A 22,920-nucleotide genomic window follows, 5' to 3' on the forward strand; every position below is an offset into this window, starting at 1 on the left:
GACAGGGGTTCTGGACTCGCGGCCCACTTCGCGCAAAAATCAATGCATTCGTATCGTCAGGCGATACGGGTCTGATTTCTGCCCCGCGCGGGGCCATCCATGGGGACGCACATGCCGCACGACACTTCGACAGACCATTCGCTTCAGGGCCTCGACGGCCCGGTCGAGATCAAGGTGGACGAACACGGCGTCGCCCACATCCGCGCGGGCTCCAAGGGCGATCTCTTCTTCGCGCAGGGCTTCAACGCGGCCCGTGACCGGCTGTGGCAGATCGACCTCTGGCGCAAGCGGGGCCTCGGGCTGCTGTCGCAGGATTTCGGCCCCGGCTACATCGAGCAGGACCGCGGCGCGCGGCTCTTCCTCTATCGCGGCGACATGCAGCCGGAATGGGACGCCTACGCCCACGATGCCGAGGAGATCTGCGAGGCCTTCGTGCGGGGCATCAATGCCTATGTCGACGAGGCCATCGCAGGCCGCGCCGTGATGCCGCCCGAGTTCGCGCTGGCCGGGACCCAGCCGTCGCACTGGCAGGCGGCGGACGTGGTCCGTATCCGGACCCACACGCTGACCCGCAACGTGCTGTCCGAACTGGTGCGCAACCATCTGATGGGGCAGGCCGACGCCAAGGTCGACCGCCTGCGGACCGAGCTGAACCCGCCCGTCGCCCCCGCCTATGACGACAGTGTGCCGCCGGGATCGCTGCCGCTGTCCGTGCTGAACGATTTCAAACTGGCCTGCGGCCCGGTGCGCTTCTCCGAGGAGCGCCTGAATGCCCCGCTGGAGGAGGCCGAGCGCTGGACGCAGGTCACCCCCCTTGGTGACGTGGTGCTGGCAGCGGAAAGCGAAGGCTCCAACAACTGGGTCATCTCGGGCGACCGCACGGCGACGGGCCGCCCGATCATGGCGACCGACCCGCACCGCACCCACGCGCTGCCCTCGCTGCGCTACGTGGTGCATCTGACCGCGCCGGGCATCGACGTAATCGGCATGGGTGAGCCCTCGGTCCCCGGCGTGATGATCGGCCACAACGACGCCATCGCCTTTGCGCTGACGATCTTTGGTGCGGATCAGGAAGACATCATGGTCTATGACCTCGATCCCGAGAATCCGCTGCGCTACCGCTACAAGGACGGTTGGGCCGAGATGGAAGTGGTGACCGAGGTGATCCCCGTGAAGGGCGCCTCCGACCAGACCCGCGAGCTGCATTACACCTGCCACGGCCCGGTGATCAGCCGCGACGGCACCCGCGCCTATGGCATCAAGACCGCGTGGAGCGAACCGGGCTCTGCGCCCTACATGGCCTCGCTGGGGATCATGCGGGCGCGGGATCATGACAGCTACATGCAGGCGGTGCAGGGCTGGGGTACGCCCTCGGTCAACCACATCTACGCGGACCTCACCGGCAAGATCGGCTGGCAGACCCTCGGCGTGACCCCGATCCGTCCGAACTGGAACGGCTTGCTGCCGATGCCGGGCGACGGGCGCTATGAATGGGCAGGCAAACTGACGGTCGAACAGCTGCCGCATTCCGTGAACCCCGCACGCGGTTATGTCGCCACGGCAAACGAGAAGCGCACCCCTGACGACTGGGATCACGACGCCCATATGGTGACCTTCGAGTGGACAGACGGCAGCCGTGCGGCCCGCATCCACTCGGTGCTGGACGAAGACGACGCCCATACGATCGAGGCCGCCTGCAAGTTGCAGAACGATGTCTTCTCGGACCCCGCGCGCCGCTGCAAGGCCGTGCTGGAAGGGCTGAGCTTCGACGGCCCGGCGGCGGAGGCGGCGGCACTGCTGGCAGGCTGGGATTGCCACCTGACGGCGGACAGTGCGCCGGGGCTCTTCTACGAGTACTGGATGGCCAAGCATCTGGTGCCGGCCATCGCGCGGGAGTTCGGCGCCGGCGACAAGGCCATCGGCCTCGTCGGCACCGGCGCACCGCAGACGGTGCTGGCGATCCTCGAAACGCCGGCCGACTGGTTCGACGGCGGGGCCGCGACCCGCGACCGGCTGCTGGCGGAAAGCCTCGCCTCCGGCTGGGCGGACTGCAAGACACGCTTCGGTGTCGATGCGGCGGGCTGGGCCTGGGGCGATCTCCACACGCTGCCGCTGCCCCACGCGCTCGCAGGCGCCTATCCCGAGGCCGAGGGCTGGTCGATCCCCGCGATGCCCCTTGGCGGCTCCGGCTCGACCCCGAACATGGCGGTCTACCGGGCGGGCGATTTCCAGACCTTCACCGGGCCGTCCTGCCGGATCGTCATGGACGTGGGCGACTGGGACAACTCGGTCTTCGTGAACCTGCCGGGGCAGTCGGGCGATCCGCGCTCGCCGCATTACACCGACATGAAGACCGAATGGCTGACCGGTGGCTATCGTCCGCTGCTCTATACCGCCGCGGCTGTGGATGCGGCGACGGAAGCGGTGGTGACACTGACGCCCGCAGGGTGATCTGGGGCACATGACAGGACGAGGGGCCGTCTGCGCGCGCAGGCGGCCCTTTCCTGTGTCTGGTACTGCACCCTCTCCACCTGCCTCGCGCCCGACACTCGGAGAGGCGCAAGGCGCCCTCCCCGTGGGGGAGGGTCGGGCGCGGCCCGCGCAGCGCGGGCTGGTGGCAGGCGGTCGGGGGACGGGGCGCGCCAGTTGGAATGCTTGGTTTGCGGATACGCAGCGCGGCCGGGTGGGGGAGTTGGGGCCGCGCGGGTGCACGAAGTGCGACACCCTCTCCACCTGCCTCGCGCCCGACACTCGGGGCGGCGCAAGGCGCCCTCCCCGGGGGGGGGGAGGGTCGGGCGCGGCCCGCGCAGAGCGCGGGCTGGAGAAGGACGGATGGTGTGGGTGGGTGACGGCAGCGGTTGGGATCTTAGCCCGACAGCGCATCCGCCGCGGCGATCGCGTGGGGCGCGAAGCGGCGCCGGTACTCCGCCTCGGACCACTCCGCCAGCGTCCCCGCGATATGCACCGCAGCCACCGGGCGGCCCGCGCTGTCCGTGACCGGGGCGGCCACCACCACCTCGCCCAGAAGCGTTTCCTCCATGACGCAGGCATAGCCCTGCTCGCGCGCCTCGCGGACCTTCTCCAGTACCGCGGCCGGATCGGTCAGCGTCTTGCGGGTCCGCGCCACCAGGTCCGACCGGGCGAGCAGCCGTTCGACCGCCGCATCGCTCATCAGCGCCATGCAGGCCCGCCCGCCGGAGGTGCAGAAGGCCGGCAACCGCCGCCCGGGCAGGGTGGCAAAGAAGGCCTCGCGCCGCGATTGCAGGCGCAGGGCATAGAGGATCGTCGTGCCGTCGAAGAGGCTCAGGTCCACCCGCTCGCCGCAGGTCTCGCGCAGGGTGGCCAGCACCGGGGCGGCGCGTTCGATCAGGGGCGTGATCCGCAGGTAGTCGAAGGCCCGGTCCAGCGCGCGCTTGCCCGGCACCAGCCCGCCCGGCGCGCGTTCGAGATAACCCAGACCCACCAGCGTCTGGCAGATGCGCTGCGCCGCGCTCTTGTCGATGCCCGCGGCCTTGGCGATCTCGCCCAGCGACAGGGCGCGCGGCTCGGCGCTCCAGACCTCCAGCACGGCAAAGGCCCGCGCCACGGAGCGCAGGAACAGCCTTTCGTCGATCTCTCCGGTCTCGGACATGCGCGTCTCTCCTGTCGGGTCGAGCGTATCGCAGGCCGATACCGTCGGGAAGGCTTACATGGAGTTCGGCAGGGCCAGCACCAGCACCGGGAAGGCGATGATCAGCGCTACGCGGACGATGTCCATCGCCACGAAGGGCAGCAGCCCGCGGAAGATCGTGCGCAGCTCCACGTCCTTCACGACTGAGCGCAGGACGAAGGCGTTCATGCCCACCGGCGGGGTGATGTAGCTGATCTCGGTGATCACCACGACGAAGACGCCGAACCAGATCAGGTCGAAGCCCTGTGCCGCCACGACCGGGTAGAAGATCGGCACCGTCAGCATGATCATCGACAGCCCCTCCAGCACGCAGCCGAGCAGCAGGTAGATCACGAGGATCGTCAGGATCACATGCAGCGGCGTGTCGCCGAAATAGGTCACGAACTGCTGCATGTCCTGCGTCATGCCGCTGAGGTTCACGTAGTTGGTGAAGGTCAGCGCGCCGAAGAGGATGAAGAACATCATCGCCGTGGTCTTGGCCGCGTCGAAGAGCGTGGCGAAGGTGGTGGCGAGGGAGAACTTGCCCGACAGCATGGTCAGCAGCAGGGCGCCCGCCGCCCCCATGCCCGCGCTTTCGGTGGGGGTGAAGACGCCGAGGTAGATGCCGCCCATGACGAAGACGAAGAGCACGATGGCCCCCAGCGTGCCGCGCAGGGCGCGGAAGCGCTCGGCCAGCGGCAGCTTGGGTTCGGCCACCAGCTCGATCCCGCGCAGCCGGATCGAGAGCGCAACGGCCAGCGTGTAGCCGAGAATGCCGAGCAGGCCAGGCACGATCCCCGCGAGGAAGAGCTTGCCGATGTCCTGCTGGGTCATGATCCCGTAGAAGACGAGGATCACCGAGGGCGGGATCAGGATGCCCAGCGTGCCGCCCGCCGCGATTGAGGCGGTGGAGAGGTCATCGGGATAGCCGAAGCGCCGCATCGAGGGCAGGGAGATCCGCGTCATCGTCGCCGCCGTCGCCATCGACGACCCGCAGACCGAGGAGAAGCCGCCGCAGGCGATCACGGTCGCCAGTGCCAGCCCGCCGCGGCGGTGGCGCAGCCAGGCATGGGCCGCGTCGTAGAGGTCGCGCGCGATTCCCGATTGCACCACGAAGTTGCCCATCAGCAGGAAGAGCGGCAGCACCGAGAGCGAGTAGTTCCGACCCTGGTCGAAGAAGGTGGTGCCCAGCAGGGACAGCGCGGGCGTCCAGCCGATGATGGAGACGGTGCCCAGCACCCCGATCAGCGTCAGCGCGATGGAAATCGGCAGGCCCACCAGCAGCAGCCCGAAGAGGGCGACCATGCCCAGGGGCCAGGAAGAAAGAAACGACATCGGCATCCTCGGGGGAAGTCTCAGCGGCGCAGAACGTCGCGCAGGGCCACGTAGAGCGTGACGGCAACCGCCACGAAGGTACAAAGCGCACAGAGCCAGGTCACGGGCGCGACCGGCAGGCGCAGGGAATTCGTCACGCCGTTGTAGCTGGCGATCTGCGATCCGTAGACCCACAGCCGCCAGCCCACCACCGCCAGCACGGCGGAGGTGACCAGCGCCAGCACCAGCTTGCGCCAGGGCTGCACCCAGTCCGGCAGGCGCGAGGTCAGCAGGTCCACGGTGACATGTTCATCGTCCAGCGACACGGCGGGCAGTCCGATGAAGACCACCGCCGCCAGCAGCAGCTCGGTCAGTTCGGTGGCGCCGACCAGCGGACTGTTGAAGACATAGCGGCCGATCACGTCCACGACGGTCAGCCCCATCATCACCAGCAGGATCACCCCGCAGAGCACCGCAAGCACGCGGCGCGGCCAGGAGGCGCGGACGACGGAGCCGGGGGCCGGAGACGTTGCCGTCTCCGGGTCTTTCGCGAAATGTTCCGCCGCGTGGGGGCTCATTCGCTCTCCTTGGCGATCTCGGCCTTGAAGAGCTCGAGCGCGGCCTGCGCGTCGATGCCGGTCTCGGCCGCTTCGTCCAGCTTGGCCTGAACGATGGGGGCGAGCTGCTCTTCCCAGCTGGAGACCTGCGCCTCGGTGGCCGGGGTCACGGTGATCTTGCCGTCCATGGCCGCAAGGCCCTTGGCATCCTGACGGTCCCACATCTGGCCGGCCATCCGGGCCAGGGCCTCGCCGGTCACGCCGTCGATCTGGGCCTGTACCTCGGCCGGCAGGCTGTCCCACTTGGCCTTGTTCATGACGATGTAGAACGAGGTGTTGTAGAGCCCGTTCGGCACCGAGATCGCATCGGTCAGCTGCGGGATCAGGCCGAAGAAGTTCACCGACTCGTAGGGGAAGAAGATCCCGTCCGCGACGCCCTGGCTGAGCAGTTCGTAGGTCTTGGAGGAGGGGCCTTCCACCGGCACGGCGCCGAGGGCGCTTGCGATTTCGTGGACGATACCGCCGCCGACGCGGATTTTCTGGCCCTGCATCACGTCGGGCGCGCTGACGTCGCCGCCCTTCAGGAAGATCTCGCCAGGACCGTGGGTGAAGACGGCGAGAACCTTGACCTGGTCATATTCGCCCGCGTCCTTAAGCATCTCGTCGAAGACGCGCCAGTAGGCGACCGAGATCGCCTCGGCACTTTCGCCGAGGAAGGGCAGCTCGACAAGATTGGTGGTCTTGAAGCGGCCCGGCGAATAGCCCTGCACGCCGAAGGTGATGTCGGCCACGCCGTTGACGGCGAAATCGAAATGCGCCGGCGGCGGCCCGAGGGGCGCGGGCAGGATGTTCGCCACGACCTCGCCGCCGGTGGCTTCCTTGATCTGCTCGGTCATGGGCACGATCACCTCGGACACCAGCGGATGCGAGGGCGGCAGCCAGTTGGCCACGGTCAGCGTGGTCTGGGCCATGGCAGAGCCGGCCAGCGTCACGGCGGCCGCGGTCGACAGCATCAGTCGTTTGAGGAACATTTTTCTTTCCCTGTTGTTGAGGTCGTGCGGAGTGAAAGCTCCGGAATTCACATGAACATTCTTCTTATTTGCATATAACCGCCAAGACACTCTCGCATCGCAGGGCCGCGTTGCCTAAAGAAGCGGAAATCTTGGACAAGAAAAGAGGCATAATGACTAGCCTGCCAGACGACGCGACTGGAATGGAAGGGCAATTCCGCAAGACCGAGTGGCCTTTCTACTGGATCACCCGCACATCCGCCCGCTATTTCATGGCGTTGGAGAAGCGGCTCAAGCCCATGGGGCTGGACGTGCCCCGCTGGCGGGTGCTCATGTCGCTCTACGAGGACGAGCATCTGAGTGTCTCCGAGATTGCCGATGTCTGCATCATCAAGCTGAACACGGCGACGAAGATCATTCAGCGCATGGTGGCGGACGGGCTGGTGACGACGCGGTCGCGGCCCACGGATGGCCGCGTGACCGAGGTCGCGCTGACCGCCAAGGGGGACGCCAAGCGGCGCGAGGCGCGGGCGATCGCGGACAGTGTCTTCGAGGCGGCCTTCTCGGACCTCACGGTGGAGGAGCGTCAGCTGCTCAACGGCCTGACGGAGCGGGTGTTTCACCGGCTGGGCGATCTCTGATCCCGCGCCCGGCACGCCTCAGAGTGCCTTGAGCGCGTGAAAATCGCGGCCGAACCAGATCAGCGTCTCGGCCTGACCTTCGGCCAGCTCCATCGCCTGCACCTCGCAGAAGAAGACGGTGTGGGAGCCGACGGGGCTGCTGTCGGTGATCTTGCAGTCGAAGGCGACCGAGGCATCGGCCAGCACCGGGGCGCCGGTGGCCAGCGAGCGCCAGTCGCCGGTGTCGAACCGGTCGGCGTCGCCCTTGCCCGCGAAGGCGGTGGACAGGGCCTGATGCCGCCCGGCCAGCACGTTGACCGCCACGACGCCGTTCTGCTGGATGATGTCGTGGCTGCGCGACGTGCGGTTCACGCAGATCAGCAGGGTGGGGGGCGTGTCGGTCACCGAACAGACGGCAGAGGCGGTCATCCCGTGCTTGCCCGCCGGGCCATCGGTGGTCAGCACCGTGATGGCCGCCCCCATGCGGGCCATGCCTTCGCGGTAGACCTCTGTCCGGATCGGGTCGGTCTGCTCGGTCATCTCGTCCTTCCTCTGGCTGCGCGCCTCTCTGCGCGGTGCCTGCCACGACTTCGTGCGGATCCGGGCCAAGGTCAAGCATCGGGCCGCGGATTTCCTGCCACGTCCTTCGTGCAGCCCTGCACAGTCGAGTTTGCGCGGGCCGGTCCGTGGCCGGCCGCCTGTCCCCGTGCTGCCCGCCCGTGCGGCACCCGGCTGGCATCGCGGGGCCGTTGGCGGGACCGCCCGGGGCTTTCCGCGCGGTTCGCCCTTGCCCTTGGCGCGCCTTGGGCGGAGGAAGGGGCAAACCACCGAGGCCCGCCATGACGATCACCCTGCGCCCCGCCGCCCTGCCTGCCGACACCGATGCGATCCTCGCGATCTGGACGCCGGTCATCCGCGAAACCACGATCACCTTCGCCAGCGAGCTGAAGACGCCCGCGACGCTGGTCGAGTATGTCGAGGGCCGCCGCGCCCGCGGCCGGGAGTTCTTCGTGGCCGAAGAGGCAGGCGCCATGCTGGGCTTTGCGACCTACGACCAGTTCCGCGGCGGCGACGGCTATGTGCACGCGATGGAGCATACGATCATCCTCGGCCCGCAGGCGCGGGGCCGGGGCGTGGGCCGTGCGCTGATGGCGGCGGTCGAGGACCACGCCCGCGCCGCCGGGGCCCATACGATGGTGGCCGGCGTCAGCGGCGAGAACGAGATCGGCATCGCCTTCCACGCGGCGCTTGGCTATGACCACGTCGGGCGGATGCCGCAATCGGGGCGCAAGTTCGACCGCTGGCTCGACCTTGTTCTGATGCAAAAAATCTTGTGACTCCTTGACACATTCTGCGATGCCGCACTGACAGCGGGGATCGCAGCCGATAGGATGGTGCCATGTCTGTCTGGTCCCGCATCAAGGAAGCGCTGAAGGCCCTGGCCGGGGGGGAACCCCTGAGCGAGGTTTTCGACCGTCTGCGCACCCCGCCCGAACGCTCGGTCGCCTTCACCATCGCGGTCATCGCGCTCTCGGCCAAGATGGCCAAGGCCGATGGCATGGTCACCCGCGACGAGGTCACGGCCTTCCGCGAGGTGTTCCAGATCGCCCGCGAGGACGAGGCCGACGCGGCCCGTGTCTTCAACCTCGCCCGGCAGGACGTGGCGGGCTACGAGGTCTATGCCCGCCGTATCGCCGAGATGTTCCGCGACCAGCGCGGCACGTTGCTGGACCTGATGGAGGGGCTCTTCCACATCGCCGTGGCAGACGGGCACTACAACCCGCTGGAGGACGAATTCCTGCTCAGCGTGTCGCGCATTTTCGGCCTGCCGGATGCAGAGTTCCGGGTGCTGCGCGAACGCTTCGCGCCCGGTGTCGCGCGCTGCTGCGATCCCTATGCGGTGCTGGGGCTGGAGCCGGGCGCCACCATGGCCGATGCCCGCAAGGCGTGGCGTCGCGCGGTGCGCGAGAGCCACCCGGACCAGATGATCGCCCGCGGCGTGCCCGAGGAGGCCATCAAGATGGCCGAGAAGCGCATGGTCGACATCAACCGCGCCTGGGAAGAGATACAGGCCAGCCGACAGCCGGCCTGATGCGGATCGCCACCTACAACGTCGAGTGGTTCAACGCGCTCTTCGACGATCAGGGTGGGCTCTTGATGGATGATCGCTGGTCCGCCCGGCATGACATCACCCGCGCGCAGCAGATCGAGGCGCTCGGCCTCGTGTTCAGCGCGCTCGATGCCGATGCGATCATGGTGATCGAGGCCCCGGACCAGAACTCCCGCCGGGCCTCCGTCCCCGCGCTGGAGACCTTCGCCCGGGCCTTCGATCTGCGGGCGAAGTCGGCGATCATCGGCTTTCCCAACGACACGCAGCAGGAAATCGCGCTGCTCTACGATCCCTACCTGATGGACGTGTGCCACGATCCGCAGGGCGACCCCACGGGCAAGAAGGGCGCGAGCGAGGCGCCGCGCTTCGACGGGGTGTTCCGGATCGACCTCGACATCGACGCGACGGAGGACCTCGTGCGGTTTTCCAAGCCGCCGCTGGAACTGGCGGTGCGCACGATGGGCGGGTTCGAGTTCCGCATGATCGGGGCGCACCTGAAGTCCAAGGCGCCCCATGGCGCGGTGAGCGAGGACGATGTCATGCGGCTCTCGATCGCGAACCGGCGCAAGCAGCTGGCGCAGGCGATCTGGCTGCGCCAGCGGATCGCGGCCCATCTGGCCGAGGGCACGCCGCTGATGCTGATGGGGGACCTCAACGATGGTCCCGGCCTTGATGAATTCGAACATCTCTTCGGGCGCTCCTCGGTCGAAATCCTGATGGGGCTGCCGGGGGAGTTGCAGATATTCGATCCCAATGCCCGCCGGGCACTCGCCGCGAAGCTGAATGCCGCGCCGACCTCGGCCCGGTTCTGGATCGAGAGCGAGCACCGCTACCTGCAGGCGCTGCTCGACTACATCATGATCTCGCCCACGCTCACGGCGAAACATCCGAAGTGGCGGATCTGGCATCCCTTCGACGATCCCGGCTGCTGGTCCAAGCCGGAGCTGCGCGATGCCTTGCTCATGGCGTCGGATCACTTCCCGGTCACGCTGGATATCGACCTCTAGGGTCTATGCGCGGGCAGGGGGCGGGCCTATATTGAGCCCATGAGACATCGCCTGACGCTTCCGCTGTCCCTTGTCATGGGTCTTGCCCTGCTGCCCGGTCCCGGCGCGGCCGAGATCGTCGAACCCGATCCGACGCCCGAGATGGAAGAGGCCGAGGACGGCGCGGGCCTTATGGGGCGGGGGGCGCAGCTCTTCTTCCGGGGCCTGCGCGACGAGATGGCGCCCGCCATCGAGGGGCTCGAGGATTGGGCCCGCGACGTAGGGCCGGGCATGAAGTCCTTCATGGAGGAGATGGGCCCGGCATTCCGTGACCTGATGGGCGACATCAAGGACTTCAGCCAGTACCACAAGCCCGAGGTGCTGCCGAACGGCGACATCATCCTGCGCAAGCGCCAGCCGGGCGAAGAGCCCGAGGCGGAGGCCGAGACGGAAAGCGGGCCGATCGACCTCTGATCTGCTATTGCGCGGCGACAAGACGCCGACACGGTGAAGACCGACCGCTGCGTCGACAGGGGCGTCCCCTCCGGCCTACCGCTGTCCTCCGCACTGACCTGCGGGCTCAGTCCCGCACGTCGATCTGCGTCGTCGCGTTCAGCGAGGAGGCCAGCGAGGCAAAACGCGCCTGCGCCACTTCCCCGAAGAGCGGCCAGGCCGCGCGGCTGAGCTTCAGCGTCAGGTGCCGCTTCTTGGGCTGCCAGACCAGCTCGCCCGGATCGGCGTCCTTCTCCAGCCACAGCATCGCGCCGAAGCGCATCGCCTTGCCCAGAACCTCCGCCTGCAGCAACTCCTTCTCGTCGAGGAAGTCGTAGAGGTTCTCGAAATGGGTGCCCGAGCGCTTGTTCTTGTAGCGGTGCAGCAGGGCCACGCCGAGGAAGACCCGTTCGGGGTGGTTCATGCCGCCGAGGTTGGCACGGGTGGCGGTCTCGAAGCAGACCTCGGCCCGGTAGTCGGGATGGGCACGCCAGTTTACGTCATGCATCAGGCAGGCGGCCTTCACGAGGCGCTGCTTCTCGGGCTTGGCACCGTTGAAGAGTGGCTTGATGAAGGTATAGAGCACCCGCCCGAAGCCGGGGATGCGGCTGTCCTTGTTGTCGGAGAACCGCGCGGCCTCGATCAGCGGGTCGCGGTCGCGCAGCGCCTGCGGCATCTGGCCGTAAAGCAGCCCCTCGCGGATCCCGTAGGAGGAAATCGCGATGTCATGGGGCCGGAAGGCGCGCACGACCTCCAGCAGCACCTCGGCCGCCAGCGGCACGAGGGACATCCGCGCCGAGGAAATCCCGCAGCGGCTGCGCAGGTCGGAGGTGTCGCTTTCCTCGATGAATTTGACCGTCTCGCGGACCGAGGTCGCGGTCATCCGGTACTCGTGCAGGACGTGCATCGGGTAGCCCTGCCGCTCCATGTCGATCCGCGCGATCGCCCGCCACGAGCCACCGACGAGGAACATCCGGTTGCGCTGTGCGCCGAGCGCTTCCTGAAGCTTGGCGATCTCGGCCTTGATGTGGGCGCGGCGGCCCTTCTTGCCGCCCTTCACGTCGGCCAGCTTCAGTGGCCCGAGCGCCGAGGTTTCGGCCCGGCCCACTTCTCCGCCCGCGATCTCGGCCAGTTCCATGGAGGAGCCGCCGATGTCGCAGATCAGCCCGTAGGCCCCGGGCCAGCCCAGCAGGACGCCCTGCGCCGAAAGCCGCGCCTCCTGTTTGCCGTCGATGACATGGACGCGGACGCCGGTCTGCTTCTCGACCTCGGCCACGAAATCGGCGCCGTCCTCGGCCTCGCGCACGGCAGCGGTGGCGACGGCGGTCAGGGGCGTGGCCCCCATGCCGCGGGCCAGCAGCTGGAACCGGTGGATCGCGGCAAGCGCGCGGCGGCGGCCCTCGGGGTTCAGCCGTCCGGTGTCGGACAGGCCCGCGCCGAGGGCGCACATGATCTTTTCATTGTAGAAATAGGCCGGCGAGCGGGCCGCCCCGTCGAAGACCACGAGGCGGACGGAGTTCGAGCCCACGTCCACCACGCCCACGCGGCTGAGCGCGCGCGCGGCGGCATCGTTGAAGAGCGGCCGACCGAAGGGGCCCCAATCCGGCTCACCGGCATGTGCGGCGGGTTCGTTGTTGGCGTCCATGGTTCTTTCCGTCTTCTAACCCACGTCAGGCCAGACCCTTATGCGGGGCGCGGCCTCTCCCGGTCAACCGTCACGCAGCCGTGTCAGTTCCGCTCGTGTGTCAGCTGTGGCACGTCGGAGGCCCCTGCCGAGCCCCGGCCCGAGAGCGAGGGGTTTTCCATGAAGAAGCGGTGGCAGTTGAAGGCGAAGGCATGCTCGGGCAGCTCCGCCCGCAGGAATTTCCCGTCCGGCTGCATGACCCAGCTCTGTGCCTGATCGTGCAGGTTTGCGGCCATGATCTGGCTCGTGATCTGCGCTTTCACAGTGGGATTGGTCACCTCCACCAGCGTTTCGACCCGGCGGTTCAGGTTCCGGCTCATCCAGTCGGCGGAGGAGAAGAACACCCGCGCCTTCTGATGCGGCAGCCCGTGGCCGTTGCCGAAGCACACGATCCGCGAATGTTCGAGGAAGCGTCCGACGATGGATTTCACCCGGATGTTCTCGCTCAGCCCCTTGATGCCGGGGCGCAGCCCGCAGATGCCCCGGATCACGAGGTCGATCTCGACCCCCGCCTGGGAGGCGGCATAAAGCGCGTCGATGATCTTGGGTTCGATCAGCGAGTTCATCTTGGCCCAGATCACGGCCGGACGGCCGGCGCGGGCATTTTCGGCCTCGGCCTCGATCATCTCGATCAGGTCGTCCTTCATCCAGTGGGGCGAGATCGAGATGTTCTCCAGCTTCTCGGGCAGCACGTAGCCGGAGAGGTAGTTGAACATCTTCGTCGCATCCCGGCCAAGCGCCGCGTCACAGGTGAAGAAGCTGAGGTCGGTGTAGATCCGCGCGGTGATCGGGTGGTAGTTGCCCGTGCCGTAGTGGGTGTAGGTCACGAGGTTGTCGCCCTCGCGGCGCACCACGGTCGAGACCTTGGCGTGGGTCTTCCAGTCGACGAAGCCATAGACCACGTGGGCGCCCGAGCGTTCCAGCCGGCGTGACTGGCGGATGTTGGCGGCCTCGTCGAAACGGGCCTTCAGTTCCACCAGCGCCGTGACCGACTTGCCCTCTTCCGCCGCCTCGCAGAGCGCCTCGACGATGGGGGAGTTCTTGGAGGTCCGGTAGAGCGTCTGCTTGATCGCCACCACGTCCGGGTCGCTGGCGGCCTGCCGCAGGAAGCGGACCACCATGTCGAAGGTCTCGTAGGGGTGGTGCAGCAGCATGTCCTTCTGGCGGATCGCCGCGAACATGTCGCCGTCGTGGTCCTGCACCCGTTCCGGCACCCGCGGCGCGAAGGAGGGCCACAGCAGGTCGGGCCGGCTGTCGAGCACCAGCTCCGAGAGCATGGCGATGCCGATCATGCCGTCGACCTCGACCACCTCGTCCTCGTGGACGTGGAGCTCGCGCATGATCATGGACTTCAGCGCATCCGGCGCGTTGGCCGAGATCTTGAGCCGCACCACCTCGCCGCGGCGGCGGCGCTTCAGGGCGGTCTCGAACTCGCGCACGAGGTCCTCGGCCTCCTCCTCGACCTCGAGGTCGCTGTCGCGCAGCACGCGGAAGGCGCAATGGCCCGTGGTCCGGTAGCCGGGGAAGAGCTGCTCGATGTTCTCGAGCAGCAGCTCCTCCAGCGGCAGGAAACGGTTCTGCCCCCCTTCGGAGGGCAGGGGCACGAAGCGGTCGATCTGGTGCGGGATCGGCAGCAGCGCCATCAGCGGGCGGCGGTCCTTCTTGCGCTCCAGCGCAAGGGCGAGGGCAAAGCCGGTGTTCGGGATGAAGGGGAAGGGGTGCGCCGGGTCGATCGCCAGCGGCGAGAGCACCGGGAAGACCTTCATCAGGAAGATGTTGTCGAGGTAGTCGCGATCGCCCTGGGTCAGCCCGTCGCGCAGAACGACGGTAATCCCGGCCTCCTGCATCAGCCCGCGCAGAACCCCCAGCACCTTCTGCTGGCGCTCCATCAGCTGGCGCGCGTCCTCGTTGATCAGCTTGAGCTGTTCCACCGGCGTCAGCCCGTCCTGCGCGGGGGTGGTGTTGCCCTCTTTCGCCAGTTCGCGCAGGCCCGCCACGCGGACGGTGTAGAATTCGTCGAGGTTGTTGGCCGAGATCGACAGGAAGCGCAGCCGTTCCAGCAGCGGCACGCGGGGGTTCTCGGCCTCTTCCAGCACCCGCCAGTTGAAGCCCAGCCACGACAGTTCACGGTTATAGAACCGTCCCGGGCCCTCGCGGACAAGCTCGGGCAGGTCGACGGGGGCGGGGAGCGGGTCGTTCAGGAAGTCTGCGGAAATCATGGGGCTGATATGGTCTAACGCTGTAACGGAAACATGTCGGAATTGACTGTCGTTAGAGCGAAATCATGCGCCCTGCAACTCGCCCCTGTCCAGAAACTCCTTGGCCAAGCCGCGGGTGACGGGGCGTTGCCGGGCCAGCGAATAGGCATCCAGCCCCGAGACCACGCGCCGCGCGCTCTCGAAGGAGCGGTCCATGCGGCGCAGCAGGTAGGGCAGCAGGTTCGGCGGCGGCGAGAGTTGCCGGTCGGCGAAGAGCTTGACCAGGATCATCTGGAGCAGCGCGTCGTCCGGCGCCTCGATCACCGCGGCCTGCGTGCCCTGCATCCGGCTTTGCAGGTCGGGCAGGGTCAGGCCCCAGCGGGCGGGCGTGCCGGTGCCGGTGACCAGCAGCGTGTGCCCCTCGGCAAGGACGAGGTTGTGGAGATGGAAGAGCGCGGCCTCCGCGTCGCGGTCGCCCGCGATGCCGGGCACGTCCTCCACCGCCACGGGGCCGCGGGCCAGCATGGGCACATCGGCGCGCGACAGGCCATCGGCCGGCAGGATCGTCGCGCCGGAGCGGGCGGCCCAGACGTGGGCGAGGTGGGTCTTGCCGGCGCCGCGCGGCCCCACGAGGGCCAGCTTGGAGCCGGGCCAGTGCGGCCACAGGTCCACCAGCGCCTTGGCCATGGCATTCGAGGGGGCGGTAAAGAAGTCCTCCGGTGCCCTTGCGGTGCGCACGGGCAGGTTCAGGCTCATCTGCCGCTCCATCTCAGGCAGCCTCGTCGTCCTGATCGAGGCCCCGGTAGAGGCGGCTGTCCTTGTACTGGTCGATCATGAAGCGCGCCAGCACGCCGAGGGCGGCGGCCAGCGGCACCGCGACCAGCATGCCGACAAAGCCGAAGAGCGAGCCGAAGACCGAGAGCGCGAAGATCAGCCAGACCGGGTGCAGGCCGACGGAATTGCCCACCAGCTTGGGCGTCAGGAAGTTGCCCTCGACGATCTGGCCGGTGACGAAGATGCCCGCGACCAGCGCGATCTGGACCCATTCGCCCCAGAACTGGAACAGCGCCAGCCCGATGGCGAGCGCGCCGCCGGTGAGCGAGCCCACGTAGGGAATGAAGGTGACCAGCCCCGCGAAGGCCCCCACGACGAGGCCGAACTGGAGCCCCACCAGCATCAGCGCCGCGGCGTAGAAGGTGCCAAGGATCAGGCAGACGGTGCCCATGCCGCGGATGAAGGCGGCCAGCGTGCCGTCGATCTGGCGGGCCAGCTTGCGGATCGTGGGCGCGTGGTCGCGCGGCAGCAGCCCGTCGATGTCGGCCACCATCCGGTCCCAGTCGAGCAGGAGGTAGAAGGCCACCACCGGCACGATGACGAAGAGCATGATGATGTTGATCAGCGAGCCCACCGAGGTCAGGGCGGTGTTCAGCAACTCTCCGCCCTTGGACTGGATCGTCTCACCGATGCTGGTGAGCGACTGGTGCACGATCGAATCCTGCCGCAGCAGGTCCGGGAAACGTGTCTCGATGAAGGTCTGGAGATCGTCGAAGAGCTTGGGCGCCATGTCGAAGAGCGAAATCGCCTGATCGATCAGGGTCGGGATGACGAGAAGCGCCATCAGCACGAAGATCAGGATCGCGGCCAGCGTGATCGTCACCGTCGCCATGACGCGGCTCAGCCCCGCAGCCTCCAGCCGGTCCGCGACCGGATCGAGGAAATAGGCGACGGCGGCGCCCAGCACGAAGGGCAGGATCACGTCGCCCAGCCACCACAGGGCCAGCACGAAGACCGCCGCGGCGACACCCCAGTATTTCATCTGGTCCCGGACGGGCAGGCCCATGGCGGATTCTCCTTGTTTCCCCGGTATCTTGGGGCAGGGGGCGGCGGATTCAACCTAAAAGCCCGGTTTTGCACGGGATCCCCTCCCTTGCCAAGCGGTCTCACTTGCCGCACAACGCGGAGCCACGTGAACACGCCAAGCCACAAAGGGTCCAAGATGCGTCTGAGCCGTTATTTCCTGCCCGTCCTCAAGGAGACGCCCTCGGAGGCGCAGATCGTCAGCCACCGCCTGATGCTGCGGGCCGGGATGATCAAGCAACAGGCCGCAGGCATCTATTCCTGGCTGCCGCTCGGCTTCAAGGTGCTGCGCAACATCGAGAAGATCGTCCACGAGGAGCAGCAGCGCGCGGGCCATATCCCGATGCTGATGCCGACGCTGCAGTCGGCCGACCTCTGGCGCGAATCCGGCCGTTACGACGCCTACGGCCCCGAGATGCTGCGCATCCGCGACCGGCATGACCGCGACATGCTCTTCGGCCCGACCAACGAGGAGATGATCACCGACATCTTCCGCAGCCACGTCAACAGCTACAAGAACCTGCCGCTGACGCTGTACCACATCCAGTGGAAATTCCGCGACGAGGTCCGCCCCCGTTTCGGCGTGATGCGCGGCCGCGAGTTCCTGATGAAGGACGGCTACAACTTCGACCTGACCAGGGAAGACGCGCTGCACGCCTACAACCGGCACCTCGTCTCCTACGTGCGCACCTACGAGCGGATGGGCCTTCAGGCGATCCCGATGCGCGCGGATTCGGGCCCGATTGGCGGCGATGACACCCACGAATTCCTCGTGCTGGCGGAAACGGGCGAGTCGGAGGTCTTCTACGACAGCGCCGTCACCGACATCCGTCTCGGCGACCGCGAGATCAACTATGACAGCGTCGAGGAGTGCCGCGCGGTGATGGAGGAGTTTACCTCGCTCTATGCCCGCACGGACGAGACCCACGACGCCGCCGCCTTCGAGCAGATCCCCGAAGAGCGCCGCCGCACCGCCCGTGGCATCGAAGTGGGGCAGATCTTCTACTTCGGCACCAAGTACTCCGAGCCGATGGGCGCCACGGTTCAGGGCCCCGACGGCAAGCCGGTGCCGGTGCACATGGGCTCCCACGGGATTGGCGTCAGCCGTCTGCTGGGCGCGATCATCGAGGCGAGCCACGACGAGAAGGGCATCATCTGGCCCGAGGGCGTCACGCCCTTCCACGTGGGTATCGTGAACCTCAAGCAGGGCGACGCCGAGGCGGATGCCGCCTGTGACGCGCTCTACGACAGCTTCGGCGCGCTGGGGCTGGAGGTGCTCTACGACGACACGACCGAGCGGGCGGGTGGCAAGTTCGCCTCCATGGACCTGATCGGCCTGCCGTGGCGCATCACCGTGGGCCCGCGCGGCCTGAAGAACGGCGTGGTCGAACTGGCCTGCCGCCGTACCGGCGAGAGCGAGGAACTGCCGCCCGAACAGGCGGTCGAGAAAGTGGCTGCGATCTACCGCGCCCACGGCATCGGCCGGGTCTGAGGCCCGCACCGGCCCCTCGGGGCTCACCAAGATCAGGACACCGGCCCCTCGCGGGCCGGTTTTCTTTTGGGGCGGCGGGGCAATCGGTGTTGTGGCCTGTGAGGGGGCAGGCCTGTCCGGTTCAAAGTCTGCGAGGGGGCGGGGGACGCCTTTCTCTGATGGATCGTTCCCTCACGGCTCGAGGCCATCGCTGCGCTTAACGCCCCAAATTCTTCGCCGCACCACGCAAAGCCGCGCATCGACGGCGCGCGCGGGGGCGATCCAGCCCTCTCTGGCGGGCAGTTTATCTCAGCCGCACTTATCGTGTTCCATCGAGGGACCGCCCAGCCTCACCAAATCGCCGCCGCGTGGGGGCCTGCCTGCGATGCGCGGCGGCCTGCGGCCTTGTCCCGCGCGGGTGGCGCTCTGTGGGGGGGAGGGCTGGGTTGAAGAGATGTCAGTCGCGGGCTCGCGGCAGATGTGTTGAGGGGCCGCCGTGGCTTGGTGGTGCCCTGACATCGTGGGTAACGCTGGCCCTACTGGCCCATCGGCGAAGGGCCCCGCGATGCCATGTCCGTCGCGCTCCCCGACAGGCGCTGCCACTTCCTGTGCACTGCCCTCAAACCCGGGGCGCCCGCCGGCGCCTCTGCCGCTTTCAATTGTACATCCGACAATAACCCGTGCAGTCTCCGGCCCGACAGTTTCGCAACAGGAAAGACCCCTCAGATGACCCAGAAGACGCTCGACTGGCTGGCCGCGCACGAGGCCGACATGCATGCGCTGCTCGAGGCGCTCGTGAACACGGACAGCAATTCCCATGACCGCGAGGGCGTGAACCGGGTCAAGGACCAGATCGAGGCCTTCCTGACCGAGAAGGGGCTGACCACCTCCACCACGACCCTCGGCCCGGGCGGCGACGCGCTGCACGCCCGTCTCGCCTCCGGCACCGGCAACCGCCCGGTGCTGATGATGGGCCACATGGACACAGTCTTCCCCACCGGCGAAGCCGCGAAACGGCCCTTCACGGTCGAGGACGGCATCGCCTCGGGCCCCGGCTGCGCCGACATGAAGGCAGGCCTCGTGATGAACGCTTTCGTCATGGCCGCCTTTGCCGCCACCGGCGAAAGCCCGGTGCCGCTGCATGCGCTCTTCACCCCGGACGAGGAAATCGGCTCGCCCGCCTCGGCCCCGGTGATCGAGGCCGCGGCCGCGGATGCCCGCGCGGTCTTCAACTCGGAACCCGGCCGGGTCAGCGGGAACGTGGTGAATGGCCGCCGCGGCGGGGCCTTCTACAAGGTCACGATCACCGGTCGCGCGGCCCATGCGGGCCAGAATCCCAAGGATGGCCGCAGCGCCATCGACGAACTGGCCCGCAAGACGCTGGCCTGGCACGCGCTGCCGGAGCAGGACAGCTGGGACATCAACGTGAACGTGGGCCTCGTCTCGGGCGGGCAGTCGGTCAACACCATCGCGCCCTACGCGGAGTGCCAGATCGACCTGCGCTATGCCACCAAGGAGGAATACGAGCAGGCCGAGGCCGCGATCAAGGAGATCGCACTGACCTGCCGCGAGGACGGCGTCAGCGCCACCTTCGAGCGGCTCGGGGCCTTCCTGCCCATGCTCCAGACCGACGGCAGCGCCGACCTGACCGCGGCCTACCTGAAATCGGCCCATGACCTTGGCCAGACCACGCAGGCGGAATTCACCCGCTCCTGCGCGGACAGCGGCATTGCCTCCTACACCGGGACGCCGACGCTCTGCGCCACGGGCCCGCGCGGCGGCAAGGGCCATTCGCCCGAGGAGTTCCTCGACATCGGCACCATGGTGCCCCGCGCACAGGCCATGGCGCTGACCATCCTGCGCATGGTCTGAGGCCGTGATTGGCCCGCGGTCCCGGAAGCGGGGCCGCGCGGCCGGACCGGAACGGCGTGTGTAGGTGCAGGCCGGGCGGCCCGCGTCACATAAAATTCACGCGCGAGGCGCTATTCTTTAGGATAGGAACGCCTCTTTGCGGTAGACTTGCTGGACGTCGCACCTCGGCCCTAGTCATTTTGCCAAGGGAAATGCGGGGGGCGTCAAAGTGTGGGGGCCGGGCCGGTGCTTCAGGGGATATGAAGCAAGGGCCGTTTTGGTTGAGACGTTTTGAATGCTGTATTTCATATGCGCGGCGGGGGTAGCCGCAGTTGCAGCCTTTGTGCTGGTCCGGTGCCTGCGAGCGCCAAGCCTTCCGGATGAGCTGGATGTCATTCCCGTAGGGCAGATCCTGGAGTTCTGCGCACTGGAGCGTGGAACTGTCTCGGTCGAACTGATCGACCCGTCGGGCAGGCCGGTCGATGACCTGGGCCAGTTCGATCAGCCGTGCAAGGCCGTCAGGGCGCTGCAGGCCGCGTTTCGCAAGGCGAATGTCAGGGCCGTCCGGATTTGCGAAAGCCGTCCGCGCCTCTTCGTCGTTCACAGCCTGGCCGAGGTCGACGCCCGCGCCGCGCATCGCCTGGGCGGTGCCGTCCTGCGCAGCTGCGACTGAGGGGCGCGGCTGGCATCCGCAGACCGGAAGGCAGGCACGCCACGGAAACCGCATGCGCTCGCCGCGTTGCCGGCTAGATGATCTTTCATCGGGGGGAGTGGAATGGTGCTGCTGGACAGGATTGAACTGTCGACCTCTCCCTTACCAAGGAGGTCCTAAATTTTTGATTTCCTACCTGTTTTCAATGCGGTGACCTTGCCTCTGTTTTCACGCTGTACGCGATTTGTACGGATCGCGGCGCGTACTGCGGCCTCATCCGCCTCGACGTGAGCGTAGACCGAGTCCGGAAGATCGGCCTTCGCCCACCGTCCCATTGCTGCCGCTGTGATGGGGTCAACGCCTTGGCGGACGCGCAGCTCGGTGTAGAAGCCGTGGCGGCCGGCGGCATGCGGGGACCGGTAATCGACGTCAGCCTTCTTGCACGCGGTGCGCAGGGCGGACGTGAAGCCGCTTCGGTCACCATACCCAAACACGCGATACGGCAGCAGCTTGTCGGTCTTGCGATTGTGTGGCTGTCGCGGCGGCAGGTTGGCGAGCGTTACCATCATCTCGGCGCTAATGGTCACCCATTGGGCGGGGTGGCCCTTCTGGGCGATGATCCAGACGCGCCTGTTCTTCAAGTCCAGGTCTTTCGGGCGGATGGCGACAAGCTGGCCGATGCGTGCGCCGGTCTCGAACATGAACTCCACACCGGCGATGATGTAGGGATTGGCCGAGCCGCGAAGGCTGTCGATCCATTCCCAGTCCCCGGCGACCTTTCTCGGGCGGCTCTGCTTTCCTCGCTTCTCGTCCTGAGCGACGCGTTGCGCTGAGGTGAAGCCTTTGATGCGGATCGGGGGGCACTTGCCGAGGTCGTGCGCGTTGTTGATAACTGCGCTCACCGGCGTGATCACCTGCCGCTTCCAGGTGTCGGTCGAGGCGTCGGGGTAAATCTTCGGGCAGAGGTCTCGGACCAGTTGCGGGGCGATGTCGCTGATCAACTGGCCCGTTAGGTGGGGGTGGACCTTCAGTAGGAACCCGGCATCTGCTGTCTTGGCGTCGTAAAGCAGGATCGCGTCGTCCCAGGTGAAGGACCGCTCTTCCCCGATTATGTGAGTTCGGATCGCTCGTGTCGTGGTCTCGACTATGAATGCTTGCGCGCCTGTTTCTGAAGATGCGCCAGTGCTGATCCGGAGATAGTCCGAGATGGGGCGTCCTTCAAATTCGATACGACCTTTGACCCACCAGACGGTGCCGCGTTTGTACGGTGTGAGCGGCATGAGCGCGCCTCCAGAATCTTGTCCAGTTGGTCGGGTGTAATGAGCATGCCGCCGTGTCCGATGATGTGGCAAGCATCGAGCTTGCGCGCCAGTGCTCGCAGGGTTCTCGCTGATACGGTGATGCCGCGCTCGCTGAACTTCGTAGCCCATTCCTCCGGCGTCCGGGCGCTGTCAAGGATCTCTGATCCGGTCATCACTCCCTCCATTCCGGGCGCTTTGCCGCCGGCCGGTTCATGCCGTGCCCTTCTTCTTCTCGCGCAGCGCATGCTCCAGCTTCGCCGTTGCCATGATCGTCGGCTTCAGTTCCGCCGGCGCGTCGTCGTAGCCTCGCCCGAAGCGGCCATTGAGCCGTGGGGCGAGCGCCATCGGGATGGCCTCCCAATTCGATGGATCGCAGTTGGTCTTGTCGCCGTCCAGGCTCTTGAGGCGGTGGCCATCCGGCACGGGGCCGTTGGCCTTCTCCCAGAGGTAGCGATGCTTGTGCACCGGTCTGGTCGTGCCTCCCGTCCATGGGTTCGGCTCATCCAGGATAAGGATGACGTAGCCGTCCTTGCTGTCGATCCGCTCATGTCCGGCGCCCTTGTAGGTGTGGGGCGTGTTGCCCTTCTTGAAGCGGCCCTTCTCGCTGCCTGGCGGGTTGAACGGCTTTCCCTTGTTGTGCGGCTCGCCGCCCTTGGCGAAGTGCCCGGTGCGGCCGGTCTTCCAGCCCTTCCGCTTGCGGAGAGCATGCAGGTTGGCCGCTGACACGTCATCGCGTCCGAAGGCTTCGGAGAAGGCGCGGTGACGCGGCGCGATGGGCCTTCAGATAGGTGGTGTCGATCATCACTGTCTTTTTCTCACCGTGCTGAGCGGTCAGGCCAGCCATCATCTGCGCAAAGATGCCCTTGTCACTCCATCGCTTTCAACGACTATAAAGCGTCTTGTGCGGACCATACTCTTACGGTGCATCGCGCCAACGTAAGGCATTGCGATTGATGGATATAATTCCACTCAAGGCACGGATGTCATCGACACGAGGCTTGCCGTGGGCTTCGGGAAATGGGGCTCCAACCGCGCCATCTGCGCGTCGGTCAGCCAGAAGAGATCAGGCATGTTCACCGCTCGTTCTCGAGTCGTGAATCACGCGATAGACCTGAAATCAGCGGGCCCTGACCCTAGGGCCCTATCGAACGCTCCCAAGACCGGCGCC

At 67.0% G+C, this 22,920-nt stretch carries 20 protein-coding genes and 1 pseudogene; 9 read left to right on the plus strand and 12 right to left on the minus strand.

Annotated elements, in window-relative coordinates; translation table 11 throughout:
- Positions 1–111: 111 nt before the first annotated feature.
- A complete protein-coding gene (locus tag ACX9MO_RS12215) occupies positions 112–2,451 on the plus strand; it encodes a penicillin acylase family protein (RefSeq protein ID WP_462212033.1) in 2,340 nt (779 codons plus the stop codon).
- A 415-nt stretch (positions 2,452–2,866) separates the two neighbouring features.
- Here the strand turns inward: ACX9MO_RS12215 and ACX9MO_RS12220 are convergent, their stop codons facing one another.
- Genes ACX9MO_RS12220 through ACX9MO_RS12235 form a run of 4 tightly spaced genes read right to left on the minus strand, consistent with a single transcriptional unit; the run spans position 2,867 to position 6,551 of the window.
- Positions 2,867–3,631 carry an IclR family transcriptional regulator gene (locus ACX9MO_RS12220; RefSeq protein WP_462212034.1) on the minus strand — a complete coding sequence of 255 codons (765 nt, stop codon included), beginning with the start codon at positions 3,629–3,631 and terminating at the stop codon, positions 2,867–2,869.
- 54 nt (positions 3,632–3,685) lie between these two features.
- Positions 3,686–4,954: a TRAP transporter large permease gene (locus tag ACX9MO_RS12225; protein ID WP_462212035.1), complete on the minus strand. Its 1,269-nt coding sequence runs from the start codon at positions 4,952–4,954 to the stop codon at positions 3,686–3,688.
- Between the two features lie 50 nt (positions 4,955–5,004).
- Positions 5,005–5,541 carry a TRAP transporter small permease gene (locus ACX9MO_RS12230; protein WP_462212036.1) on the minus strand — a complete coding sequence of 179 codons (537 nt, stop codon included), beginning with the start codon at positions 5,539–5,541 and terminating at the stop codon, positions 5,005–5,007.
- A complete protein-coding gene (locus tag ACX9MO_RS12235; protein WP_462212037.1) occupies positions 5,538–6,551 on the minus strand; it encodes a TRAP transporter substrate-binding protein in 1,014 nt (337 codons plus the stop codon). The genes ACX9MO_RS12230 and ACX9MO_RS12235 overlap by 4 nt, the downstream gene beginning before the upstream one ends.
- Positions 6,552–6,703: 152 nt before the next feature.
- Here ACX9MO_RS12235 and ACX9MO_RS12240 point away from each other — a divergent pair, with 152 nt between their 5' ends.
- Positions 6,704–7,171: a MarR family winged helix-turn-helix transcriptional regulator gene (locus ACX9MO_RS12240; RefSeq protein ID WP_462212038.1), complete on the plus strand. Its 468-nt coding sequence runs from the start codon at positions 6,704–6,706 to the stop codon at positions 7,169–7,171.
- An 18-nt stretch (positions 7,172–7,189) separates the two neighbouring features.
- Here ACX9MO_RS12240 and ACX9MO_RS12245 read toward each other — a convergent pair whose 3' ends face one another.
- On the minus strand, positions 7,190–7,690 hold the full coding sequence (locus ACX9MO_RS12245) for a flavin reductase (RefSeq protein ID WP_222493168.1): 501 nt from the start codon (positions 7,688–7,690) through the stop codon (positions 7,190–7,192).
- 299 nt (positions 7,691–7,989) lie between these two features.
- Between ACX9MO_RS12245 and ACX9MO_RS12250 the strand changes: the two genes are divergently transcribed.
- The 4 genes from ACX9MO_RS12250 (at position 7,990) to ACX9MO_RS12265 (ending at position 10,720) form a co-directional block, all read left to right on the plus strand.
- The gene (locus tag ACX9MO_RS12250) at positions 7,990–8,487 is read left to right on the plus strand and encodes an N-acetyltransferase family protein (RefSeq protein ID WP_462212039.1); all 498 of its coding nucleotides are present in this window, start codon (positions 7,990–7,992) and stop codon (positions 8,485–8,487) included.
- Positions 8,488–8,549: 62 nt separating this feature from the next.
- Entirely contained in the window at positions 8,550–9,242 is a 693-nt protein-coding gene (locus tag ACX9MO_RS12255) for a molecular chaperone DjiA (RefSeq protein ID WP_222493164.1), read from the plus strand.
- Complete coding sequence (locus tag ACX9MO_RS12260; RefSeq protein WP_462212040.1) at positions 9,242–10,267, plus strand: endonuclease/exonuclease/phosphatase family protein; 1,026 nt, start codon at positions 9,242–9,244, stop codon at positions 10,265–10,267. Before ACX9MO_RS12255 ends, ACX9MO_RS12260 begins: the two co-directional genes overlap by 1 nt.
- Positions 10,268–10,306: 39 nt before the next feature.
- Complete coding sequence (locus ACX9MO_RS12265; RefSeq protein WP_462212041.1) at positions 10,307–10,720, plus strand: hypothetical protein; 414 nt, start codon at positions 10,307–10,309, stop codon at positions 10,718–10,720.
- A 106-nt stretch (positions 10,721–10,826) separates the two neighbouring features.
- Here ACX9MO_RS12265 and ACX9MO_RS12270 read toward each other — a convergent pair whose 3' ends face one another.
- The 4 genes from ACX9MO_RS12270 to ACX9MO_RS12285 form a co-directional block, all read right to left on the minus strand.
- Positions 10,827–12,383, minus strand: a complete 1,557-nt coding sequence (locus ACX9MO_RS12270) for a Ppx/GppA family phosphatase (RefSeq protein WP_462212042.1) — start codon at positions 12,381–12,383, stop codon at positions 10,827–10,829.
- 83 nt (positions 12,384–12,466) lie between these two features.
- Entirely contained in the window at positions 12,467–14,641 is a 2,175-nt protein-coding gene (locus tag ACX9MO_RS12275; RefSeq protein WP_462212043.1) for an RNA degradosome polyphosphate kinase, read from the minus strand.
- 63 nt (positions 14,642–14,704) lie between these two features.
- Entirely contained in the window at positions 14,705–15,388 is a 684-nt protein-coding gene (locus ACX9MO_RS12280; RefSeq protein ID WP_222493154.1) for a P-loop NTPase family protein, read from the minus strand.
- Between the two features lies 1 nt (position 15,389).
- Positions 15,390–16,460: an AI-2E family transporter gene (locus ACX9MO_RS12285; RefSeq protein WP_222493152.1), complete on the minus strand. Its 1,071-nt coding sequence runs from the start codon at positions 16,458–16,460 to the stop codon at positions 15,390–15,392.
- A gap of 156 nt (positions 16,461–16,616) precedes the next feature.
- Between ACX9MO_RS12285 and proS the strand changes: the two genes are divergently transcribed.
- The 3 genes from proS (at position 16,617) to ACX9MO_RS12300 (ending at position 20,472) form a co-directional block, all read left to right on the plus strand.
- Positions 16,617–17,969 carry a proline--tRNA ligase gene (gene proS, locus ACX9MO_RS12290; RefSeq protein ID WP_462212044.1) on the plus strand — a complete coding sequence of 451 codons (1,353 nt, stop codon included), beginning with the start codon at positions 16,617–16,619 and terminating at the stop codon, positions 17,967–17,969.
- A gap of 705 nt (positions 17,970–18,674) precedes the next feature.
- Positions 18,675–19,820, plus strand: coding sequence for a M20 family metallopeptidase (locus tag ACX9MO_RS12295; protein ID WP_462212045.1), 1,146 nt, complete (start codon positions 18,675–18,677; stop codon positions 19,818–19,820).
- A gap of 274 nt (positions 19,821–20,094) precedes the next feature.
- Entirely contained in the window at positions 20,095–20,472 is a 378-nt protein-coding gene (locus ACX9MO_RS12300; protein WP_222493146.1) for a hypothetical protein, read from the plus strand.
- A gap of 155 nt (positions 20,473–20,627) precedes the next feature.
- Here ACX9MO_RS12300 and ACX9MO_RS12305 read toward each other — a convergent pair whose 3' ends face one another.
- From ACX9MO_RS12305 to ACX9MO_RS12315, 3 genes and pseudogenes are all read right to left on the minus strand, one after another.
- On the minus strand, positions 20,628–21,731 hold the full coding sequence (locus ACX9MO_RS12305; RefSeq protein WP_462212046.1) for a tyrosine-type recombinase/integrase: 1,104 nt from the start codon (positions 21,729–21,731) through the stop codon (positions 20,628–20,630).
- Between the two features lie 231 nt (positions 21,732–21,962).
- A complete protein-coding gene (locus ACX9MO_RS12310; protein ID WP_462212047.1) occupies positions 21,963–22,478 on the minus strand; it encodes an HNH endonuclease signature motif containing protein in 516 nt (171 codons plus the stop codon).
- A 34-nt stretch (positions 22,479–22,512) separates the two neighbouring features.
- Positions 22,513–22,823: pseudogene (locus ACX9MO_RS12315) on the minus strand (transposase); the annotation flags it as partial.
- Between the last annotated feature and the right edge of the window lie 97 nt (positions 22,824–22,920).

The sequence above is a fragment of the Pseudooceanicola profundus genome (genome assembly GCF_054919315.1).

Excerpts from the sequence above, each read along its gene's own strand:
- ACX9MO_RS12215 (WP_462212033.1), top strand. The coding sequence starts at position 112 with ATGCCGCACGACACTTCGACAGACCATTCGCTTCAGGGCCTCGACGGC.
- ACX9MO_RS12220 (WP_462212034.1), bottom strand. The coding sequence starts at position 3,631 with ATGTCCGAGACCGGAGAGATCGACGAAAGGCTGTTCCTGCGCTCCGTG.
- ACX9MO_RS12225 (WP_462212035.1), bottom strand. The coding sequence starts at position 4,954 with ATGGTCGCCCTCTTCGGGCTGCTGCTGGTGGGCCTGCCGATTTCCATC.
- ACX9MO_RS12230 (WP_462212036.1), bottom strand. The coding sequence starts at position 5,541 with ATGAGCCCCCACGCGGCGGAACATTTCGCGAAAGACCCGGAGACGGCA.
- ACX9MO_RS12235 (WP_462212037.1), bottom strand. The coding sequence starts at position 6,551 with ATGTTCCTCAAACGACTGATGCTGTCGACCGCGGCCGCCGTGACGCTG.
- ACX9MO_RS12240 (WP_462212038.1), top strand. The coding sequence starts at position 6,704 with ATGACTAGCCTGCCAGACGACGCGACTGGAATGGAAGGGCAATTCCGC.
- ACX9MO_RS12245 (WP_222493168.1), bottom strand. The coding sequence starts at position 7,690 with ATGACCGAGCAGACCGACCCGATCCGGACAGAGGTCTACCGCGAAGGC.
- ACX9MO_RS12250 (WP_462212039.1), top strand. The coding sequence starts at position 7,990 with ATGACGATCACCCTGCGCCCCGCCGCCCTGCCTGCCGACACCGATGCG.
- ACX9MO_RS12255 (WP_222493164.1), top strand. The coding sequence starts at position 8,550 with ATGTCTGTCTGGTCCCGCATCAAGGAAGCGCTGAAGGCCCTGGCCGGG.
- ACX9MO_RS12260 (WP_462212040.1), top strand. The coding sequence starts at position 9,242 with ATGCGGATCGCCACCTACAACGTCGAGTGGTTCAACGCGCTCTTCGAC.
- ACX9MO_RS12265 (WP_462212041.1), top strand. The coding sequence starts at position 10,307 with ATGAGACATCGCCTGACGCTTCCGCTGTCCCTTGTCATGGGTCTTGCC.
- ACX9MO_RS12270 (WP_462212042.1), bottom strand. The coding sequence starts at position 12,383 with ATGGACGCCAACAACGAACCCGCCGCACATGCCGGTGAGCCGGATTGG.
- ACX9MO_RS12275 (WP_462212043.1), bottom strand. The coding sequence starts at position 14,641 with ATGATTTCCGCAGACTTCCTGAACGACCCGCTCCCCGCCCCCGTCGAC.
- ACX9MO_RS12280 (WP_222493154.1), bottom strand. The coding sequence starts at position 15,388 with ATGGAGCGGCAGATGAGCCTGAACCTGCCCGTGCGCACCGCAAGGGCA.
- ACX9MO_RS12285 (WP_222493152.1), bottom strand. The coding sequence starts at position 16,460 with ATGGGCCTGCCCGTCCGGGACCAGATGAAATACTGGGGTGTCGCCGCG.
- proS (WP_462212044.1), top strand. The coding sequence starts at position 16,617 with ATGCGTCTGAGCCGTTATTTCCTGCCCGTCCTCAAGGAGACGCCCTCG.
- ACX9MO_RS12295 (WP_462212045.1), top strand. The coding sequence starts at position 18,675 with ATGACCCAGAAGACGCTCGACTGGCTGGCCGCGCACGAGGCCGACATG.
- ACX9MO_RS12300 (WP_222493146.1), top strand. The coding sequence starts at position 20,095 with ATGCTGTATTTCATATGCGCGGCGGGGGTAGCCGCAGTTGCAGCCTTT.
- ACX9MO_RS12305 (WP_462212046.1), bottom strand. The coding sequence starts at position 21,731 with ATGCCGCTCACACCGTACAAACGCGGCACCGTCTGGTGGGTCAAAGGT.